This window comes from Bacillus sp. 007/AIA-02/001 (assembly GCF_004634455.1).
GTDB classification, from domain to species: Bacteria; Bacillota; Bacilli; order Bacillales; family Bacillaceae_G; genus Bacillus_A; species Bacillus_A cereus.
This window is the reverse complement of sequence record NZ_SEIY01000012.1, coordinates 145,087-163,131: the sequence shown is the minus strand read 5'-3', so window position 1 is coordinate 163,131 and position 18,045 is coordinate 145,087. Positions and strand designations below refer to the sequence as shown.

The window sequence follows — 18,045 nt, the reverse complement described above, 5'->3', positions numbered from 1 at the left end:
AAGGCTCGGTAGCTCAGTCGGTAGAGCAGAGGACTGAAAATCCTCGTGTCGGCGGTTCGATTCCGTCCCGAGCCACCATTTTTTTATGCCGGCTTAGCTCAATTGGTAGAGCAACTGACTTGTAATCAGTAGGTTGGGGGTTCAAGTCCTCTAGCCGGCATCATTTAGGGGCATAGTTTAAAGGTAGAACTGAGGTCTCCAAAACCTCCAGTGTGGGTTCGATTCCTACTGCCCCTGTAAAGTATATGGGCCTATAGCTCAGCTGGTTAGAGCGCACGCCTGATAAGCGTGAGGTCGATGGTTCGAGTCCATTTAGGCCCACCATATATTATTCCGCAGTAGCTCAGTGGTAGAGCTATCGGCTGTTAACCGATCGGTCGTAGGTTCGAGTCCTACCTGCGGAGCCATGGCCCGTTGGTCAAGTGGTTAAGACACCGCCCTTTCACGGCGGTAACACGGGTTCGAATCCCGTACGGGTCATACAAAAAAGAGTCAGCATTATGCTGGCTCTTTTTTATTTTGTTAATCCTTTTTATTACGTTACTTTCCAGAAATAAATAAAGGAATTTTGGAAAAGCTATGGTATGTATAAAAAGGAGGAAATAAATAATGACACGAGTTAGAGACTTAATGAGTACCCATATTGTACATTGTACACCGCTAGACAATGTATATGAGGCAGCTGTTAAAATGAAGGAAGAATCAGTTGGATTAATTCCTGTTGTTGAAAATGAGCAAGTTGTTGGGCTTGTTACTGATCGTGATTTAGTCGTTCGAGGGATTGCTGAAAAACATCCTGGATCTAATAAAATTACAAATGTAATGACAACAAATATTATCTCAGTTTCTCCAAATGATTCTATTGAAAAAGCTACAGAGCTAATGGCACAGCATCAAATTAGACGATTACCAGTAGTTGATAGTGGTCAACTTATTGGCATGTTAGCACTAGGAGATTTAGCTATAAGGGAATCAGCAGATGATCAAGCTGGATTTGCCTTGAGTGAAATCTCAGAGCGTACAGAGTAAATTGAAACTTTAATTAACCGAGAGTTTAATGGTCACTCATAAAGAGCTAAATTATATATAAATTTCAGATACATTATTCTAGCATATATGGATTAAACTAATATGTTAGCGTGATGTATCTGAGACATTATATAATAAGGATACGGTTAATAATTTCGACATTTTTTTAAAATTTGTTATTCTTAATTTTTAATAAGAGAAAAGATGATATACTGATAGATATAAGTATTATGATAGATTTTGAATATAACAATATTAATTTTTAGTGGTGCGATAATAAATTAATATTTCCTACATAGATGAAAAGGGAAGGGGAATTATATGAAGGCTGTACAGGGCGATCCAAATTGGAATTTGGTTACAGATACATATATAGAACCAAATAATTTCGCTGAATTATTTTCTTTGCTTGTACCTTGTCACCCAAAAGGTGAGGGGAAAGAACGAACTATATTAGTATGGAAAGAGAAAGAATTTTATAAAGAAGAAAATTTAGCGGCATTTATCGTATATGGCATGAATAAAGCAAAGAAATTACCGCAGTTTCATAAAGATGAAATTCCAACTTTAGTGCGTATTCTTCGCTTATGCCAAGAGATTGGTTGGTATGAAGAGGCAAATGATTTTATGATAGCGCAAGGATTAGCTGAGTTTGTTCATACTTCATTGGAATATGAAACATGGGATCTTTTGACGCAATCAGTTGCTTTAAATTATTTAATTATTAAATATCGTATAGGTGAATTGACAGATAGGGATATTGAAATTTGGGATAGAGTTAAATTTAATGAGAAGTGTATAACCGATTGTAAACATTTATTATCTCATAAAGAAGTATTGGAATTTACATTCTTTTATATGTGCAAGAGAGCGAAATCATTATCAAAAGAGCAATTAAATAGTGATATGATGAGTTTAGCAATGTATTGTAATACTTTTGTATATGATTTGTATACACATGATTTATTACGGAAATATCGTAAGTGTACAGATTTCCTATCATATTATGGACCTAGTCAGGCAGTTTTAGCATGTCAAAGAGCTGTATTATCTCAAATTTCCGATCGCTTAGACCCATTAAAGACAACACATGTAGATGATTATTTATATGTGATGAAAGAAATGATGGAGCATATGACGATAGGAGTAATGGATCGATATGGTCATTTTATTGGAAAGCTACTATCTTATGTGCCATTTTTCGAAATGATACAAGTTCCACAGCATGCATATTATTGTGAAGAATTACTGTATATTTGTAAGGGCATTGAATATAAAGAAGAAACACTACGCAATTATATATTTATACAATTACATGATTGTTTACCATCATTCTTTAGGCTATTTCTTAAAAATAAGCGTTACGCAACGATTCATGATATTCTTTTCTATTGGTGCGATGACGAACAACGAATGAGCTTAGAGAAAAAATATAATCTGAGCTTTATTTATGAAAAATATGCTTGTGGATAAACAATATTTTCGATATGAAAAATTAATATAAATTAAAAAGGATCTCCAGTTTATGTGAGATCCTTTTTTGTTAGTAAAACAAGGAGAAAGTGATTAAGACAAGAAAAAACATTCCATATAGGAGAAGTTGTTCAGTATAACTTCCTTGTATACCAAAAAAAGTATTGGCTTTCTTATACAAATTCAATATGTATTTTATTGGAGTATCTTTGAAAGATTGGTACACAGTGTCTCCTCTTTCTAAGCTTCTTGTTCTTGTTTTTGTTTTTGGTTATAAGGGACATTAATATATCTAGCTACAAATAATAAAACAGCCATAAAGAATACTGGAAATACAGTAGATAAATAAAAGCCATTACTAATTATATTTGTTATGAGAGCACTCAAAAGAAAAATAGCATTATAAATATGGGCAATTTTTTGTTTTAGTTGCACTTGAAATGATTCCATCATAATTTCTAATGCAACAAAAGCAATAATAATAGATAAAAATACAATGTTTGTATTGTAAATGATTAAACAACAGATTAAACCTAAAAAGGCTACGTATTCAATTATAAGAGGTATATTGCGTGGCATACAATTTACCTAACTAAATATGGCAGTGGATTTACTGCATTTGTTTTTTCAAAATTCCATTCTCCATTATGTAATTCAAAATGAAGATGCTGCCCGTATGAATGACCTGTGTTTCCCATATGACCTATTAATTGTCCAGTTTGTACTTGATCACCAGCTTGTACAGTGCGATCCTTCATATGAGCATAAACAGTTGTATATAATTTCCCATTGATTTGATGTGCAATGAAAACAACATTGCCATAGCTAGCTGAATAATAAGATTTCACAACTTTACCTGCAGCAGCAGCTTGGATAGAGACGTTTCCTGGAGCGGCAATATCTATACCATAATGCATTTGTTCCCAGCGTATATCAAAGGTTGAGCTAATTCTTCCTTGAGCAGGGAATTTGAAAGCAGCTGGAATTGATGAAGGTTGATCTGTTTTAGCTTGTGGTTGATTTTGTACTACATAGTGTTTTGCTACATATCCGTATCCTGTGCCAAAACGAATTTTATACCAAGTTCCTACAGTTTCTACTACTTGTACTTGTGTACCGTTTTGTAATGAACCGAGTAGAGCGCTACTTGTACTAGCGTTGCTACGTACATTTAGATTAGGTGTTGCAACAGTATATTTTGTATTATTTTGAACGGTGATTCCTTTTACTAAGGGTTGTGAACCATTAGAGATGAATGCTTTTTGTACGTAACCTGTTTGGCCATTATGCGATATTTTATACCATTCGCCTTGATCTTCTTGAACGGTAATAAACTTGCCATTTGGTAATACATCTAAAATGGAAGATTCTAAATTAGGTTCAGAGCGAACGTTTAATGCATTAGCATTAACGATGTATTGATCATTAGAATGAAGTTTGTTTTTTAGTAAAATAGCATCTTTTTGTACATAACCTACTTTATTATGAACAGATACTTTATACCACTCATTAGTTGTTTCAAGGATGTTCACTTTTGTATTAAAGCGAATTGTATCAATTGATGTGCTTTTTACGTTATCTTCTGTATGTAATGCTACTTGATCGACTTTGACATACCCAGTTTTAATATTAGATAATTGTTCAGCGTTTGCTTTTTGTACATTTGTTTCACCCATAGAAGGAAGTAAAGAAGCAATCGCTACAGTAGTTGCTGTTAAAGCAGTAGCTTTCATATTCATGGAATAGAGACCTCCTCTAGTTGTATAGTTGTAATTTTATTATAGTATAAAGATATAATATAGTGGGTGTATTCACATAAATGTAATATGAAATCAATATAAAAATAAATTTTTTGAGGATAATGATTCCTTCTTATGCAATTAATTGGGGTTTTATTTTCTAAAATAGAATGTATGTATTGTATAAATTTGATATTCTGTTAATAATTAAGAAAATTAAAAAAGTTGATGATGTCTTATTAGGGTGTTATACTGACAGTGATAATTTTATAGTTTGCTAGGAGAGCTGGTGTTGCCAGCTGAGAGTAGGCCGTAAGCCTTTGATCCTTTTTATTACCTGATCTAGATTATGCTAGCGTAGGGAAGCAATTCGGACACTAACAATGAGTCCCCGTTTCTTTGCGTATAGAAACGGGGCTTTTTTATTTGAAAATTTCATATTGAAACCACTAGGGGTGCTTGATTTGCTGAGAGAGGAATAATCCTTAACCCTTACAACACCTGATCTAGGTAATACTAGCGAAGGGAAGTGGAACATCGAATAAATGTATAACTTTATTTGCTGTAACCACTTCTTATATATAGAAGTGGTTTTTTATTTAGATACATATATTGAAAGGGGATAGAGAAATGAAATTTTGCGATAGATTATTAGAAACTATGCAACCGGTTTGGGAGATGAGTCATAATCATCCGTTTGTAGTAGGTATGGGAGATGGCACGTTAGAAAAAGATAAATTCCAGTATTATATTATTCAAGATTATTTATATCTGCTAGATTATGCAAAGTTATATGCGATTGGTGTTGTAAAAGCAACGAATCCACAAGTAATGGGAAAGTTCGCTGAACAAATTGATGGAATATTAAATGGCGAAATGACAATCCATAAACAATATGCAAAAAGACTTGGAATTTCTATAGAGGAGATAGAGTCTGCGAAACCATCTGCTAAAAATTTAGCTTATACAAATTACATGATGTCTGTATCTCAAAATGGCACACTTGCGGAATTAATAGCAGCGCTTCTTCCATGTATGTGGAGCTATTGGGAAATTGGAAAGCGTTTAAATGATATTCCTGGAGCAAGAGATCATGAGTTTTTTGGTGAGTGGATTCAAGGATATAGTTCGGAAGAATACGGTAATCTGTGTATTTGGTTAATAGATTTATTAAATGAAATGGCAGTGGGAAAGTCTGAGACAGAACTAGAAAGATTAGAGGAGATTTTCTTATATTCCAGTCGATTTGAATATTTATTCTGGGATATGTCCTATCGTAAGGAGATGTGGGGATTTGAGGAGCAAGAACATACTACAGTTTCATAATGTTTCTTTTCATTACGATGAGAAACCAATCATCCATGAATTAAATGCTTCTATACATGAGAAAGAGTTTGTCAGTATTATCGGACCGAGTGGATGTGGGAAAAGTACTTTATTTCGCCTTATTACAGGTCTAGAAAAGGTAAGTACTGGACAGATAGAACTGACAGAAACAAAGCACCATCCTGTAGGATATATGCCGCAAAAAGATATGCTTTTGCCGTGGAGAACAATTATTGAGAATGCTGCCCTGCCGCTAGAGTGCCAAGGTGTACAGAAGAAAGAAGCACAAGTAAAGGCAAAGGAACTGTTACATAAATTTGGTTTGCAAGGGTATGAGAAAAAATATCCGAAAGATTTATCTGGTGGTATGAGACAACGTGTATCTTTTATTCGAACTTTATTAACAGGCGGGGAAATATTGCTGTTAGATGAACCATTTAGTGCGTTGGATGCTTTAACGAAGACCTCTTTGCAAGAATGGTTGTTTGAACAATGGCAAGAGTGGGAAAAAACAATTTTATTCATTACTCATGATGTTGAAGAAGCGTTATTTCTTTCAAACCGAGTTTTAGTAGTGGAACAGCAGCCGATAACGACTTTGACTGAGCGGACTGTACCGCTTGATCATAACAGAACACGAAAAGATTTATATAAACCGGAAGTATTAGCGCTGAAAGATGAGCTTCTTAGTATGTTACAAAGGCAGGTACTTGTGTGATGAACCGATTGAAAGAATTAGTTCCTGCTATTACACTTTCTAGTATTTTACTAGCTGTGTGGGAAATAGGAGCAAGAATTGTAGATGAGATGTACATTTTACCGTCACCTTCTGCGATTGTAATGAAGATATGGAAACTAAAAGACATATTATTTACAGTTCATTTACCTGCAACTTTATACGTCGTTTTAATAGGTGTTGTTATCTCTATCGTATTAGGTGTAGGGCTAGCGATGTTAATGAATGCGAGTACATGGATGGAGAGAGCATTTTATCCATTATTAGTTGCTTCACAAACGATTCCGATTACTGCGCTTGCTCCGCTATTTGTTTTATGGTTTGGATACACAATTTGGAGTAAGGTTGTTGTCACAGTTTTAATTACGTTTTTCCCAATTGCGGTCAATACGTATGATGGACTGCGTAGTACGAAAAAAGAATGGGAGGAGCTCTTAGTTACATATGGAGCAACAAAAAGAGATATTTTTCTTAAATTAAAGTTGCCGTCTGCTCTTCCTTATTTTTTCTCAGCTTTAAAAATTGCAGTTCCGCTTAGTGTTATCGGAGCAGCAATTGGAGAATGGCTCGGTGCACAAGCTGGGCTTGGATATTTCAGTAAGAGAATGATGACGCAGTTAGATGGAGCTGGCGTATTTGCACCTATTGTATTGTTATCATTATTAGCTATTTTCTTCGTCGTAATTATTTCCATATTAGAAAAGAAATTCATTAGTTGGAGGAAGTATTCATGAAATTTTTAAAGCGCATCTTTGTGGTTACATTATTAATTGCAATAATTGCAGGATGTTCGAGTAATTCAGCATCAGACAAAAGTAAAAAAGAGAAAGAAATAACAGTCATGTTAGATTGGTATCCAAATGCGGTACATAGCTTTATCTATGCAGCAATTGAAAAAGGATACTTTAAAGAAGAAGGTGTAAAGGTAAATATTAAATTCCCTTCTAATCCGACTGATCCATTAACGCTGGCAGCAGCAGGGAAGGTAACAGTTGGCTTGTATTATCAGCCAGATGTTGTTATGGCGAGAGCGAATGAGCAAATTCCAGTGAAATCAATTGGAGCTGTCGTACGTTCACCATTAAATCATGTTGTATCACTGAAATCAGCAGGCATTCAATCACCGAAAGATTTAGAAGGAAAAACAGTAGGATACTCTGGAACACCTTTAAGTGAGATGTATTTAAAAACGATGGTAAAAGAAGCTGGTGGTAATCCTGATACAGTGAAAGTAGTTGATGTTGGCTTTGATTTAGTACCAGCATTAATTACGAAGAAAGTAGATGCGGTAACAGGGGCATACATTAACCATGAAGTACCTGTTATGCGTCATGAAGGCCATGAACCAGCGTACTTTAATCCAGCTGATTACGGAGTACCAAACTATCATGAGCTTGTGTTTGTAACAGGTGATAAAACGTTGAAAAAAGATAAAGAAGCGTTGCAAGCTTTCTTACGCGGTACGAAAAAAGGCTATGATTTCATGAAGAAAAACCCAGATGAAGCATTGAATATTTTATTAAATCATCAAGAAAAAGAAAACTTCCCACTTGTGCCAGAAGTTGAAAAGGAAAGTATGAAAATTTTATTAGAGAAGATGGAAACGAAAGATGAGCCATTTTTATCAGATTCAAAAGAATCTTGGGAGAAACAAAATAAGTGGCTGAAGGACAAAGGAATGACGAAAGAAACCGTCCCAGCCGATGAACTATTCGAAAATATTTTAAAGTAGGCGAATGAATATGAAAAATGAGCTCCACGTAATCTCAAATGGCCATATGCCATTCGAAGAGTTAGTGAATGTAGCGATGCAAATTGAGAGTGAGATTGATTATTTGCATATTCGTGAGCGTGAGAAGAGTACGAAGGAATTATATGAAGGTGTGGAAAGTCTATTAATGGAGGGCTTTCCGGCTTCTAAAATTGTCATAAACGATCGAATTGATATTGCAATTTTATTAAATATTCCTCGTGTTCAACTAGGATATCGAAGTACAGATGTAAAGTCAGTGAAAGAAAAGTTTTCGTATTTGCATGTCGGTTATTCTGTGCATTCGCTAGATGAAGCAATAGTAGCTTTTAAAAATGGAGCGGATTCACTCGTTTATGGCCATGTATTTCCGACAGATTGTAAAAAAGGTGTGCCAGCGAGAGGGCTTGAAGAAATTTCAGACATTGCAAGGTGTTTATCTATACCGATTACAGCAATTGGAGGAATTACCCCACAAAACACAGTGGATGTTCTTACTAACGGTGTAAGTGGTATAGCAGTTATGTCTGGAATTGTAAGTAGTAGTAACCCGTATAGCAAAGCGAAATCTTATAAGGAATCAATAAGAAAGTGGGCGGAAAAACATGTGTGAGAAGTATGATGTAGCGATTATTGGTGGTGGTGTAATTGGCAGTTCAGTTGCACATTTTCTAGCAGAAAGAGGACATAAAGTAGCGATTGTGGAGAAGCAAAGTATTGCATCGGAAGCTTCCAAAGCAGCTGCTGGTTTACTTGGTGTTCAGGCAGAATGGGATGCGTATGATCCGCTATTTGAACTTGCTAGAGAAAGCCGAGCTATATTTCCACACCTTGCAGCAGTTTTACGTGAAAAGACGGGTATTGATATTGGATATGAAGAAAAAGGAATTTATCGTATTGCTCAAAATGAAGATGAGAAGGAAAGAATACTTCACATTATGGATTGGCAGCAGAAAACAGGTGAAGATTCTTATTTTCTAACGGGAGACCATGTGCGGGAAAAAGAGCCATATCTATCCGAATCTATTATAGGAGCAGTATATTATCCGAAAGACGGTCATGTTATTGCACCAGAGCTTACGAAAGCATTCGCACATTCTGCGGCAATTTCCGGTGCTGATATATATGAACAGACAGAAGTATTTGATATCCGTATTGAAAATAATAAAGTGACTGGAGTTATTACAAGTGAAGGTATTGTCACATGTGAGAAAGTCGTTATTGCAGGAGGTTCATGGAGCACGAAGTTACTAGGTTATTTTCACCGTGATTGGGGTACATATCCAGTTAAAGGAGAAGTGGTTGCGGTAAGAAGTAGAAAAAAACTTTTAAAAGCACCTATTTTTCAAGAAAGATTTTACATTACTCCAAAGCGCGGTGGACGTTACGTAATTGGGGCAACAATGAAGCAACATACGTTCAATAAAACTGTGCAGCCAGAAAGTATAACTTCTATATTAGAGCGTGCTTATACAATATTGCCAGCTTTAAAAGAAGCAGAATGGGAAAGCACGTGGGCAGGATTACGACCACAATCGAATCATGAAGCTCCTTATATGGGAGAGCATGAAGAAATAAAAGGTTTATATGCTTGCACGGGCCATTATCGAAACGGTATTTTATTAAGTCCTATTTCTGGTCAATATATGGCTGATTTAATAGAAGGAAAGCAAGAGAATCATTTGCTAGATTCATTGCTTTCTAGAAGCGTTTAGAAAGGGGATGGAAGTTTGAATTTAAAAATTAATGGTAACCAAATTGAAGTGCCAGCGAGTGTAAAAACAGTAGCTGAGCTACTTACACATTTAGAGTTAGATAACAGAATTGTTGTAGTAGAGCGTAATAAAGATATTTTACAAAAAGATGATCATACAGATACATCTGTTTTTGATGGAGACCAAATTGAGATTGTAACTTTCGTAGGAGGCGGTTGATTATGTTAAACATTGGACCATTTTCATTTCATTCTAGACTTTTATTAGGAACAGGTAAATTCCCTGATTTTGACGTACAGCAAAAGGCAATTGACGTTTCTGAAGCTGAAATTTTAACGTTTGCAGTACGTCGTATGGATATCTTTGATGCAAAGCAACCTAATTTATTAGAGAAACTTGATGTGAAAAAATATACGTTATTACCAAATACAGCAGGGGCAAAAAACGCTGAAGAGGCTGTTCGTATTGCAAAATTAGCAAAAGCCTCTGGGCTTTGTGACATGATAAAGGTAGAAGTTATTGGTGATGATAGAACGTTATTACCTGATCCGGTAGAAACGTTAAAGGCCTCTGAAATGTTACTGGAAGAAGGATTTATCGTACTTCCGTATACATCTGATGATGTTGTATTAGCACGTAAATTACAAGAGCTTGGCGTGCATGCGATTATGCCAGGAGCATCTCCAATCGGATCAGGACTTGGTATTGTAAATCCATTAAATTTGAGCTTCATTATTGAACAAGCGACAGTACCAGTTATCGTTGATGCCGGTATTGGTAGCCCAGCTGATGCGGCATTTGCAATGGAATTAGGAGCAGATGGCGTGTTATTAAATACAGCTGTATCAGGTGCAAAAGATCCTATTAAAATGGCACAAGCAATGAAATTAAGTATTGAAGCAGGCCGTTTAGGATTTGAAGCAGGTCGTATTGCACGTAAGCGTTGTGCAACTGCAAGTAGTCCTTTAGAAGGAATGAGCGTAGTTGAATAATCGATATTCTCGCCAAGAACTATTTTCTCCAATTGGAGAAGAAGGACAGCAAAAGATAAGAGAAAAGCATGTGCTTATTATCGGTGCAGGTGCATTAGGTAGTGCAAATGCAGAGATGTTTGTAAGAGCAGGTGTTGGCAAGATAACAATTGTTGACCGTGATTATGTAGATTGGAGTAATTTACAAAGACAACAATTGTATGCAGAGAGCGACGTAAAGAATAATCTTCCAAAAGCTATAGCGGCTAAAAAACGTTTAGATGAGATTAATAGCGATGTAACAATAGAAGCTCTCGTTCAAGATGTAACAGCTGAAGAGCTAGAAGAACTTGTTATAAATGTTGATGTAATTATTGATGCGACTGATAATTTTGAAACACGCTTTATTGTAAATGATATAGCACAAAAATATTCTATTCCATGGATTTACGGTGCATGTGTAGGTAGTTACGGTCTTTCTTACACAATCCTTCCTAGTAAAACACCATGTTTATCATGTTTATTACAGTCGATTCCGCTTGGCGGGGCAACATGTGATACAGCGGGTATTATATCACCTGCTGTATCTCTTGTCGTTTCTCATCAAGTAACAGAAGCTCTTAAACTGTTAGTAGAAGATTACGAATCACTTCGAGATGGGCTTGTATCGTTTGATATGTGGAAGAATGAGTATTCATGTATGAATGTGCAAAAGCTTCGCCAGCATAATTGTCCTTCATGCGGAGAGAATGCATTATATCCGTATTTAAATAAAGAGAACACATCAAAAACAGCAGTTTTATGCGGGCGAAATACAGTTCAAATTAGACCACCTCATAAAGATGAAATAAATTTTGAACAATATAAAGAGTTGTTGGAAGGTCGTGTGAATGATTTAAATATAAATCCATATTTACTATCATTTTCTATTGAAGACAAGAGGTTAGTCGCCTTTAAAGATGGCCGTGTGCTCGTACATGGAACGAAAGATATAAGCGAAGCAAAAACGATTTATCATCGCTATTTTGGATAGAAAAGGATGAGTGGGATGAAAGTGAATAAAGCTTTAACAATTGCAGGGTCTGATAGCGGCGGCGGTGCTGGAATTCAGGCAGATTTAAAAACATTCCAAGAGCTTGGTGTATACGGAATGACGGCTATTACGGCGATTACTGCTCAAAACACGCTTGGCGTTCAAGGGGTATATCCTGTTCCGTTAGAAGGTATTACAGAACAGTTGAATTCAATTGGTACGGATTTAACACCAGATGCAGTGAAACTAGGAATGTTATTTAGTAGTGAAATAATTCAAATTGTTGCAGAACAAATTAAAAAGTTTGGCTGGAATAATATTGTGCTAGATCCCGTTATGATTGCAAAAGGCGGTGCATCATTATTACAGCAAGAAGCAGTTCAAGCATTAAAAGAATATTTATTACCAGTAGCAACTGTTATAACACCGAATGTCCCAGAAGCAGAAGTGTTAACTGGGATGGAGATTCATAATGTTGAAGATAGTAAGGAAGCTGCAAAAGTATTGTATGAATTAGGTGCTAAATATGTGCTTATGAAGGGCGGACATGCAGAATATCAAGGGAATGAAGTAATTGATTTCCTCTTTGATGGAGAAAAATTTATTGAGTTTAGAAGCGAGCGAATTCCTTCAAAGCAAACGCATGGAAGTGGGTGTACATTTGCTTCAGCGGTTACAGCAGGACTTGCGAAAGGATACTCGATTGAAGATGCTGTTCAAGAAGCAAAACGATTTATTAGTATAGCAATTGAAGAGCCATTGAATATTGGTAGTGGCCATGGGCCGACGAATCATTTTGCATATAAAGTGAATAGAATGCGTGCATAGGTAAGTGAAAAGCCAGTTTTATAACTGGCTTTTTTTCTGTTTACTTTTTCAAAATACAGGAGTAATATATCAGCCAGAATACATTTTTTTGTAAACGCTGAGTCCAATTATATGGAGCGGAGGAACCAATTTGTGCGTAGGCACTAGGGGTGAATCTTTCAAGTTTGAAAGTAGGGCTACTCTCAAAGTCCGAATCCGACAGCTAACTTCGTAAGCGTCTTGAGAGAGGACGGTGCCATGATGGATACATCACTTCATCGATCTGATTAGTATAGGAGAATATCAATCTATGTTTGATTTCTTTTATACTAAGGAGGATGAGGTACATGGAACTAACACTTATTTGTGTTGGAGAAGAAAGTAAGGTAGATAGTTTAAGAGATCTAGTATCATTTCAACATGAGTTAATTATTTTTACAGCAAATGAAGAGATAGCGGCTGAAGTTAGGAATTGTGGGTTTGATTGGACTTATAGCTGCAGTAAGGAGCAGGACTTTACTAGTATTTGTGAGTGTATTAAGAAGGTGATTTTACTAGGGGATGAGCTTTCAATCGTTAGTTTTTTCACAGAACACATTCGCTTTTCTTTTCAAGCACCTATTACTATTGTTACAAGGAATAAACGATATCCAGCGAGGCTCTATGAAACAATTGGAGCTAAGTTTGTCGTGTTTACAAATTGTGATAATATTTCTTTTTTATTTTTTGAATAGGGCGGGGGAAGAAATGATGAAGGTACTATTACTTGGAGATATAGCAAATCGTTGGGCAGTATCGGTAGAGCGAGTTCAAGAATTGGTTCAGATCGATCCCCTTTTTCCAGGGCCGTATATTATATTACCATCAAAAGATGCTTTGTATTTAGAGGTGGATATTACCGAGTATGAGCAGCTACATGCAGAATTGACACAAGTTTATATTCGCGGGAGAAATTTACGTGCATTTTTACGAGGAGAATAAAGGTTGAATAAAAAGAGCGAATGCTGAGTGCAACAAGCTATGCACTTCATCTCATTCGCTCTTTTTATTTCATATTTAACAGGTCATTTTTAAGAAAAGAGAAGAGAAATAAAGAAAATAGATGAAATAATAGTAATAACCTTTAATGTAAGCGTTTAAATGGATGTAAATATTATTATTTTCAGTAATTTACCCCTTTACAAGTGAAATATAGAGGAGTATATTTACTCTCATAAATCATTCATAAAATTTCCAAAAAAACCTAAAATCGCTGAGTTCCAGAAATGGAGCGGGGGAACCAATTTTGTGCATCGTCACTTGGGGTGAATCTTTCAGTTTTGAAAGTAGGGCTACTCTTTAGGCCCGAATCCGACAGCTAACCTCGTAAGCGTTTAGAGAGGAGGTTTACTTTTTGTTGTTCATTTTTTGAACACTGAGTAGAGCTCAGTGTTCTTTTTTAACATTTAAATGGTAAATTTTAACAAAAACAAAGCGAGGGATAGCTATGTTAGATGTTGTAATGGTCGGGATTTTTATTTTATTAGTTGCATCAATGGCAAGTCTTGCAAGTTGGTCAGATAAAGTTGTGAAAGAAGGAAAGCAATCATGATGATTGTCTTATCGGTTATTGTCGCAGCAATTACAGTGTATTTAGTGTATGCATTATTAAATCCAGAGAAGTTTTAATTAGGGGGAATCATTCATTATGATTTGGGTTGCAGTCATTATTACAATGCTCTTGTTTATTTTAGTAGCAAAGCCAACGGGGATTTATTTAGAAAAAGCTTTTCAAGGTAGCAAAAAGCTAGATAAAGTATTCGGGCCTTTTGAAAAAATTATTTTTAAAATTACGGGTGTAAAAGAATACAATCAAACGTGGAAACAGTACGCATTATCATTAGTTTTACTCAACGGATTTATGATTGTTATTGTATATTTCATTTTCAGATTACAAGGTGTATTGCCGCTAAACTCAGCGCATATTGAAGGAATGGAGCCTACGCTCGCTTTTAATACAGCAATTAGTTTTATGGCTGATACAAACTTACAGCATTATAGCGGTGAAAATGGCTTATCTTATTTATCACAATTAATCGGGATTACATTTTTAATGTTCGCAGCACCAGCAACGACATTAGCGCTCGTTATGGCATTTATAAGAGGGCTCGCTGGAAAAGAACTCGGTAACTTTTTCGTTGATTTTACGAGAGCGTTAACGAGAGTATTTCTTCCTATCGCTTTTATTACGGCGTTAATCTTTGTCGCTCTTGGTGTACCGCAAACGTTAGATGGGGCTGTTACAGCACATACGATTGAAGGTGCAAAGCAAAGTATATTACGCGGACCAGTTGCATCATTCGTGTCCATTAAGGAACTTGGAAATAACGGTGGTGGATTTTTCGGAGCAAACTCTACGCATCCTTTTGAAAATCCAGGGCAAATGAGTAATATTTTGCAAATGATGCTTATGATGTTATTACCAACTGCACTTCCGTTTACGTACGGACGAATGGTAGGAAATAAAAAGCAAGGTCGTATCCTTTTCGTATCACTATTCATGATGTTTTTACTAGGATTTATCACAATTACGACATCTGAATTACATGGAAATCCAGTATTAAATGAAATGGGTATCCAGCATGTACAAGGAAGTGCAGAAGGAAAAGAAGTGAGGTTCGGAACAGTATTTTCTTCCCTTTATGCGACAGTAACGACTGCTGCGGAAACAGGTGCTGTTAATACGATGCATGATACGTTAACACCAATTGGTGGTTTAGTACCACTCGTAAATATGATGTTAAATACAGTATATGGCGGCGTTGGAGCAGGCTTTGTGAACATTATTATGTATGCAATTATCGCGGTGTTTATATCTGGGTTAATGGTTGGACGGACACCAGAGTTTTTAGGTAAAAAGATTGAAGGTAAGGAAATGAAATTAATCGCGGTCACGATTTTATTTCATCCATTGCTCATTTTAGGCTTTTCGGCATTAGCTCTTTCAACAAATTTAGGGACGGATGCTATTTCTCATTCCGGTTTCCACGGTTTAACGCAAGTTGTATATGAGTATACATCGTCAGCTGCGAATAACGGATCTGGATTTGAAGGATTAGGAGATAATACACCGTTTTGGAATATTACGACTGGTTTAGTTATGTTTTTAGGACGTTACTTCAGTTTAATTACGATGCTAGCTGTGGCAGCTTCGTTGAAAGAAAAAACGGTAGTGCCAGAAACAGTCGGAACGTTCCGTACAGATAATAGTTTATTTGGTGGCATCTTCATCGGAACAATTGTAATTGTTGGTGCATTAACATTCTTCCCGATGTTAGTACTTGGACCAATTGCAGAATTTCTTACATTGAAGTAATGGAGGGTAAATGATGAGACCGGTAGTAGTAAAAGAAAAACAATTAAATGAGTCACAAATACATGCTGTAGAAGATGAAGTTAGACAAGCGAAAACGATGGATCGTGATATCGTAACACATGCGATGAAGCAATCCATTGCGAAATTGAATCCGAAAGTCATGATAAAGAATCCGATTATGTTCGTTGTGGAAATTGGATTTATCATTACGTTCATTTTATCTTTTCTTCCAAGTAGTTCTAGTAGTATACCAGGTTGGTTTAATATAACAGTTTCTCTCATTCTATTATTTACAGTTTTATTTGCGAATTTTGCAGAAGCATTAGCAGAAGGTCGTGGTAAAGCGCAAGCCGATTCTTTAAAGCAGTCGAAGAAAGATGTGTTTGCAAATGTTGTAAAAGAAAATGGAGACATTGTCCAAGTTTCAGCAACTGATCTTACAAAAGGTGACGTTGTTATCGTAAAACAAGGAGAAATGATTCCGAATGATGGCGAAGTAATCAAAGGATTAGCATCTGTAGATGAATCTGCAATTACAGGGGAATCAGCTCCTGTTATAAAAGAAGCAGGCGGTGATTTTTGTTCCGTAACAGGTGGAACGATGGTCGTAAGTGATGAAATTACAATTGTCATTACGAGTAATCCTGGTGAATCATTTATAGACAAAATGATTTCTTTAGTAGAAGGAGCTGCTCGTCAAAAAACGCCGAATGAGATTGCTTTAAATACAGTATTAACGAGCTTAACTCTTATTTTCTTGATCGTCGTTGTGACGTTGCCGATTTTTACAAATTATTTAGGGTTTCAAATTGATACTGCTGTGCTAGTTGCATTATTAGTTTGTTTAATTCCAACGACAATTGGTGGGCTATTATCGGCAATTGGTATTGCTGGGATGGACCGTGTGACAAAGTTTAACGTGTTAGCGATGTCGGGGAAAGCAGTAGAAGCTGCTGGCGATATTAATACAATTATTTTAGATAAAACAGGTACAATTACTTTTGGGAACCGGATGGCTCATACATTATTGCCTGTAGGAAATGAAACGATTGAGCAAGTTGGAAAGTGGGCCGCTATTAGTTCTGTTTTAGATGAAACACCAGAAGGTCGATCTGTTATCGAGTATGTGCAGGGAAAATCTATATCATACAATAGAGAACTTGCAGAACAAGGTGAGTTTGTTCCGTTTAAAGCAGAAACGAGAATGAGTGGTGTTGATTTACAAGACGGAACGAAAGTGAGAAAAGGTGCTGTAGGTGCCGTTATTGAATGGGTTGAGTCACAAGGCGGAATAATTCCGAAAGATGTAAATCAAAAAGCAGACTTAATTTCAAAAGAGGGTGGAACACCACTTGTAGTTGCAGTAGATAATCGTATTTATGGTTTAATTTATTTAAAGGATACAGTAAAACCGGGTATGCGTGAGCGTTTTGAACAGTTACGCCAAATGGGGATTAAAACGGTTATGTGTACAGGTGATAATCCGTTAACGGCAGCAACGATTGCAAAAGAAGCTGGAGTAGATGAATTCGTTGCCGAGTGTAAACCGGAAGATAAAATTGCTGTTATTAAAGCAGAGCAAGATAAAGGGAAACTTGTAGCAATGACAGGTGATGGTACAAATGATGCTCCAGCATTAGCACAGGCGGACGTTGGATTAGCGATGAACAGTGGTACGACAGCAGCGAAAGAAGCGGCGAACATGATTGATCTAGACTCGAATCCAACGAAAATTATTGAGGTTGTAGGAATCGGTAAGCAATTGTTAATGACGCGAGGTGCTTTAACGACGTTTAGTATTGCGAATGATATAGCGAAATATTTTGCAATCATTCCAGCAATGTTTACACTTGCGATTCCGCAAATGGAAGCATTGAACATTATGAAATTAACATCACCACTGTCAGCGATTTTATCAGCATTAATATTTAACGCTGTTATTATTCCATTACTCATTCCGTTAGCGATGAAAGGTATTGCATATAAACCGATGAGTTCTAATGCATTGCTTAGCCGAAACTTACTTATTTATGGGCTTGGCGGAGTTATCGTTCCGTTCATTGGAATTAAGGTAATTGATATGATTGTCGGCTTGTTTATATAAGGAAGAG

The 18,045-nt window shown here is 36.2% G+C and carries 20 protein-coding genes, 6 tRNA genes and 4 riboswitches; of the genes, 24 read left to right on the top strand and 2 right to left on the bottom strand.

Annotated features, from left to right (window positions below):
• Positions 1–2 precede the first annotated feature (2 nt).
• The 8 genes from ES895_RS21290 (at position 3) to ES895_RS21255 (ending at position 2,502) form a co-directional block, all read left to right on the top strand.
• Positions 3–78 (top strand) — tRNA-Phe (locus ES895_RS21290).
• Between the two features lie 9 nt (positions 79–87).
• Positions 88–160, top strand: a tRNA-Thr gene (locus tag ES895_RS21285).
• 6 nt (positions 161–166) lie between these two features.
• A tRNA-Trp gene (locus ES895_RS21280) sits at positions 167–237 on the top strand.
• 10 nt (positions 238–247) lie between these two features.
• Positions 248–324: transfer RNA gene (locus tag ES895_RS21275), tRNA-Ile, on the top strand.
• Between the two features lie 8 nt (positions 325–332).
• A tRNA-Asn gene (locus ES895_RS21270) sits at positions 333–407 on the top strand.
• 1 nt (position 408) lies between these two features.
• Positions 409–480 (top strand) — tRNA-Glu (locus ES895_RS21265).
• A 129-nt stretch (positions 481–609) separates the two neighbouring features.
• Complete coding sequence (locus ES895_RS21260) at positions 610–1,029, top strand: CBS domain-containing protein (protein WP_000199011.1); 420 nt, start codon at positions 610–612, stop codon at positions 1,027–1,029.
• Between the two features lie 321 nt (positions 1,030–1,350).
• Positions 1,351–2,502, top strand: coding sequence for a DUF3965 domain-containing protein (locus tag ES895_RS21255; protein WP_000648912.1), 1,152 nt, complete (start codon positions 1,351–1,353; stop codon positions 2,500–2,502).
• A 240-nt stretch (positions 2,503–2,742) separates the two neighbouring features.
• On the opposite strand, the gene ES895_RS21250 is transcribed toward ES895_RS21255, so the two are convergent.
• Together ES895_RS21250 and ES895_RS21245 are read right to left on the bottom strand one after the other, a co-directional pair.
• The gene (locus tag ES895_RS21250; protein WP_001137824.1) at positions 2,743–3,081 is read right to left on the bottom strand and encodes a hypothetical protein; all 339 of its coding nucleotides are present in this window, start codon (positions 3,079–3,081) and stop codon (positions 2,743–2,745) included.
• A 5-nt stretch (positions 3,082–3,086) separates the two neighbouring features.
• A complete protein-coding gene (locus ES895_RS21245; RefSeq protein ID WP_001056031.1) occupies positions 3,087–4,241 on the bottom strand; it encodes an SH3 domain-containing protein in 1,155 nt (384 codons plus the stop codon).
• Between the two features lie 269 nt (positions 4,242–4,510).
• A riboswitch (TPP riboswitch) is annotated at positions 4,511–4,622 on the top strand.
• 60 nt (positions 4,623–4,682) lie between these two features.
• Positions 4,683–4,786, top strand: a riboswitch (TPP riboswitch).
• 85 nt (positions 4,787–4,871) lie between these two features.
• On the opposite strand from ES895_RS21245, the gene tenA reads away from it, so the two are divergent.
• The 16 genes from tenA to kdpB all read left to right on the top strand — a co-directional run bounded on the left by tenA (position 4,872) and on the right by kdpB (position 18,038).
• Entirely contained in the window at positions 4,872–5,567 is a 696-nt protein-coding gene (tenA, locus tag ES895_RS21240) for a thiaminase II (RefSeq protein WP_135238622.1), read from the top strand.
• Complete coding sequence (locus ES895_RS21235; RefSeq protein WP_001256793.1) at positions 5,536–6,285, top strand: ABC transporter ATP-binding protein; 750 nt, start codon at positions 5,536–5,538, stop codon at positions 6,283–6,285. Before tenA ends, ES895_RS21235 begins: the two co-directional genes overlap by 32 nt.
• Positions 6,285–7,037, top strand: coding sequence for an ABC transporter permease (locus ES895_RS21230; protein WP_001080856.1), 753 nt, complete (start codon positions 6,285–6,287; stop codon positions 7,035–7,037). Before ES895_RS21235 ends, ES895_RS21230 begins: the two co-directional genes overlap by 1 nt.
• Positions 7,034–8,035: an ABC transporter substrate-binding protein gene (locus ES895_RS21225; protein ID WP_061654759.1), complete on the top strand. Its 1,002-nt coding sequence runs from the start codon at positions 7,034–7,036 to the stop codon at positions 8,033–8,035. The genes ES895_RS21230 and ES895_RS21225 overlap by 4 nt, the downstream gene beginning before the upstream one ends.
• Positions 8,036–8,045: 10 nt before the next feature.
• The gene (gene tenI / locus ES895_RS21220; RefSeq protein ID WP_000787171.1) at positions 8,046–8,666 is read left to right on the top strand and encodes a thiazole tautomerase TenI; all 621 of its coding nucleotides are present in this window, start codon (positions 8,046–8,048) and stop codon (positions 8,664–8,666) included.
• The gene (gene thiO, locus ES895_RS21215; protein WP_065704861.1) at positions 8,659–9,768 is read left to right on the top strand and encodes a glycine oxidase ThiO; all 1,110 of its coding nucleotides are present in this window, start codon (positions 8,659–8,661) and stop codon (positions 9,766–9,768) included. Before tenI ends, thiO begins: the two co-directional genes overlap by 8 nt.
• A gap of 15 nt (positions 9,769–9,783) precedes the next feature.
• Positions 9,784–9,987, top strand: coding sequence for a sulfur carrier protein ThiS (thiS, locus tag ES895_RS21210; protein ID WP_001049502.1), 204 nt, complete (start codon positions 9,784–9,786; stop codon positions 9,985–9,987).
• 2 nt (positions 9,988–9,989) lie between these two features.
• Positions 9,990–10,760, top strand: a complete 771-nt coding sequence (gene thiG, locus ES895_RS21205; RefSeq protein ID WP_000931981.1) for a thiazole synthase — start codon at positions 9,990–9,992, stop codon at positions 10,758–10,760.
• Positions 10,753–11,772 (top strand): thiazole biosynthesis adenylyltransferase ThiF, encoded by a 1,020-nt coding sequence (thiF, locus tag ES895_RS21200; protein WP_001065413.1) that lies wholly within the window; start codon positions 10,753–10,755, stop codon positions 11,770–11,772. The genes thiG and thiF overlap by 8 nt, the downstream gene beginning before the upstream one ends.
• A 15-nt stretch (positions 11,773–11,787) precedes the next feature.
• Positions 11,788–12,600, top strand: coding sequence for a bifunctional hydroxymethylpyrimidine kinase/phosphomethylpyrimidine kinase (gene thiD / locus ES895_RS21195; RefSeq protein ID WP_000867381.1), 813 nt, complete (start codon positions 11,788–11,790; stop codon positions 12,598–12,600).
• An 85-nt stretch (positions 12,601–12,685) separates the two neighbouring features.
• Positions 12,686–12,833, top strand: a riboswitch (cyclic di-AMP (ydaO/yuaA leader).
• Positions 12,834–12,926: 93 nt separating this feature from the next.
• Positions 12,927–13,313 carry a hypothetical protein gene (locus ES895_RS21190; protein ID WP_000424069.1) on the top strand — a complete coding sequence of 129 codons (387 nt, stop codon included), beginning with the start codon at positions 12,927–12,929 and terminating at the stop codon, positions 13,311–13,313.
• A 13-nt stretch (positions 13,314–13,326) separates the two neighbouring features.
• Complete coding sequence (locus tag ES895_RS21185) at positions 13,327–13,560, top strand: hypothetical protein (RefSeq protein ID WP_001985933.1); 234 nt, start codon at positions 13,327–13,329, stop codon at positions 13,558–13,560.
• 259 nt (positions 13,561–13,819) lie between these two features.
• Positions 13,820–13,965, top strand: a riboswitch (cyclic di-AMP (ydaO/yuaA leader).
• Positions 13,966–14,065: 100 nt separating this feature from the next.
• Positions 14,066–14,170 carry a SipW-dependent-type signal peptide-containing protein gene (locus ES895_RS21180; RefSeq protein ID WP_000887894.1) on the top strand — a complete coding sequence of 35 codons (105 nt, stop codon included), beginning with the start codon at positions 14,066–14,068 and terminating at the stop codon, positions 14,168–14,170.
• On the top strand, positions 14,167–14,247 hold the full coding sequence (gene kdpF, locus ES895_RS21175; RefSeq protein WP_000973728.1) for a K(+)-transporting ATPase subunit F: 81 nt from the start codon (positions 14,167–14,169) through the stop codon (positions 14,245–14,247). The genes ES895_RS21180 and kdpF overlap by 4 nt, the downstream gene beginning before the upstream one ends.
• A 19-nt stretch (positions 14,248–14,266) precedes the next feature.
• Entirely contained in the window at positions 14,267–15,934 is a 1,668-nt protein-coding gene (kdpA, locus tag ES895_RS21170; protein WP_135238621.1) for a potassium-transporting ATPase subunit KdpA, read from the top strand.
• Between the two features lie 13 nt (positions 15,935–15,947).
• Complete coding sequence (gene kdpB / locus ES895_RS21165) at positions 15,948–18,038, top strand: potassium-transporting ATPase subunit KdpB (protein ID WP_001247992.1); 2,091 nt, start codon at positions 15,948–15,950, stop codon at positions 18,036–18,038.
• Positions 18,039–18,045 lie beyond the last annotated feature (7 nt).

Coding starts and splice junctions, on each gene's coding strand:
- kdpA (WP_135238621.1), top strand. CDS start 14,267: ATGATTTGGGTTGCAGTCATTATTACAATGCTCTTGTTTATTTTAGTA.
- ES895_RS21250 (WP_001137824.1), bottom strand. CDS start 3,081: ATGCCACGCAATATACCTCTTATAATTGAATACGTAGCCTTTTTAGGT.
- ES895_RS21260 (WP_000199011.1), top strand. CDS start 610: ATGACACGAGTTAGAGACTTAATGAGTACCCATATTGTACATTGTACA.
- tenA (WP_135238622.1), top strand. CDS start 4,872: ATGAAATTTTGCGATAGATTATTAGAAACTATGCAACCGGTTTGGGAG.
- ES895_RS21190 (WP_000424069.1), top strand. CDS start 12,927: ATGGAACTAACACTTATTTGTGTTGGAGAAGAAAGTAAGGTAGATAGT.
- thiO (WP_065704861.1), top strand. CDS start 8,659: ATGTGTGAGAAGTATGATGTAGCGATTATTGGTGGTGGTGTAATTGGC.
- kdpB (WP_001247992.1), top strand. CDS start 15,948: ATGAGACCGGTAGTAGTAAAAGAAAAACAATTAAATGAGTCACAAATA.
- ES895_RS21230 (WP_001080856.1), top strand. CDS start 6,285: ATGAACCGATTGAAAGAATTAGTTCCTGCTATTACACTTTCTAGTATT.
- ES895_RS21185 (WP_001985933.1), top strand. CDS start 13,327: ATGATGAAGGTACTATTACTTGGAGATATAGCAAATCGTTGGGCAGTA.
- thiG (WP_000931981.1), top strand. CDS start 9,990: ATGTTAAACATTGGACCATTTTCATTTCATTCTAGACTTTTATTAGGA.
- ES895_RS21225 (WP_061654759.1), top strand. CDS start 7,034: ATGAAATTTTTAAAGCGCATCTTTGTGGTTACATTATTAATTGCAATA.
- kdpF (WP_000973728.1), top strand. CDS start 14,167: ATGATGATTGTCTTATCGGTTATTGTCGCAGCAATTACAGTGTATTTA.
- tenI (WP_000787171.1), top strand. CDS start 8,046: ATGAAAAATGAGCTCCACGTAATCTCAAATGGCCATATGCCATTCGAA.
- ES895_RS21245 (WP_001056031.1), bottom strand. CDS start 4,241: ATGAATATGAAAGCTACTGCTTTAACAGCAACTACTGTAGCGATTGCT.
- ES895_RS21255 (WP_000648912.1), top strand. CDS start 1,351: ATGAAGGCTGTACAGGGCGATCCAAATTGGAATTTGGTTACAGATACA.
- ES895_RS21180 (WP_000887894.1), top strand. CDS start 14,066: ATGTTAGATGTTGTAATGGTCGGGATTTTTATTTTATTAGTTGCATCA.
- thiD (WP_000867381.1), top strand. CDS start 11,788: ATGAAAGTGAATAAAGCTTTAACAATTGCAGGGTCTGATAGCGGCGGC.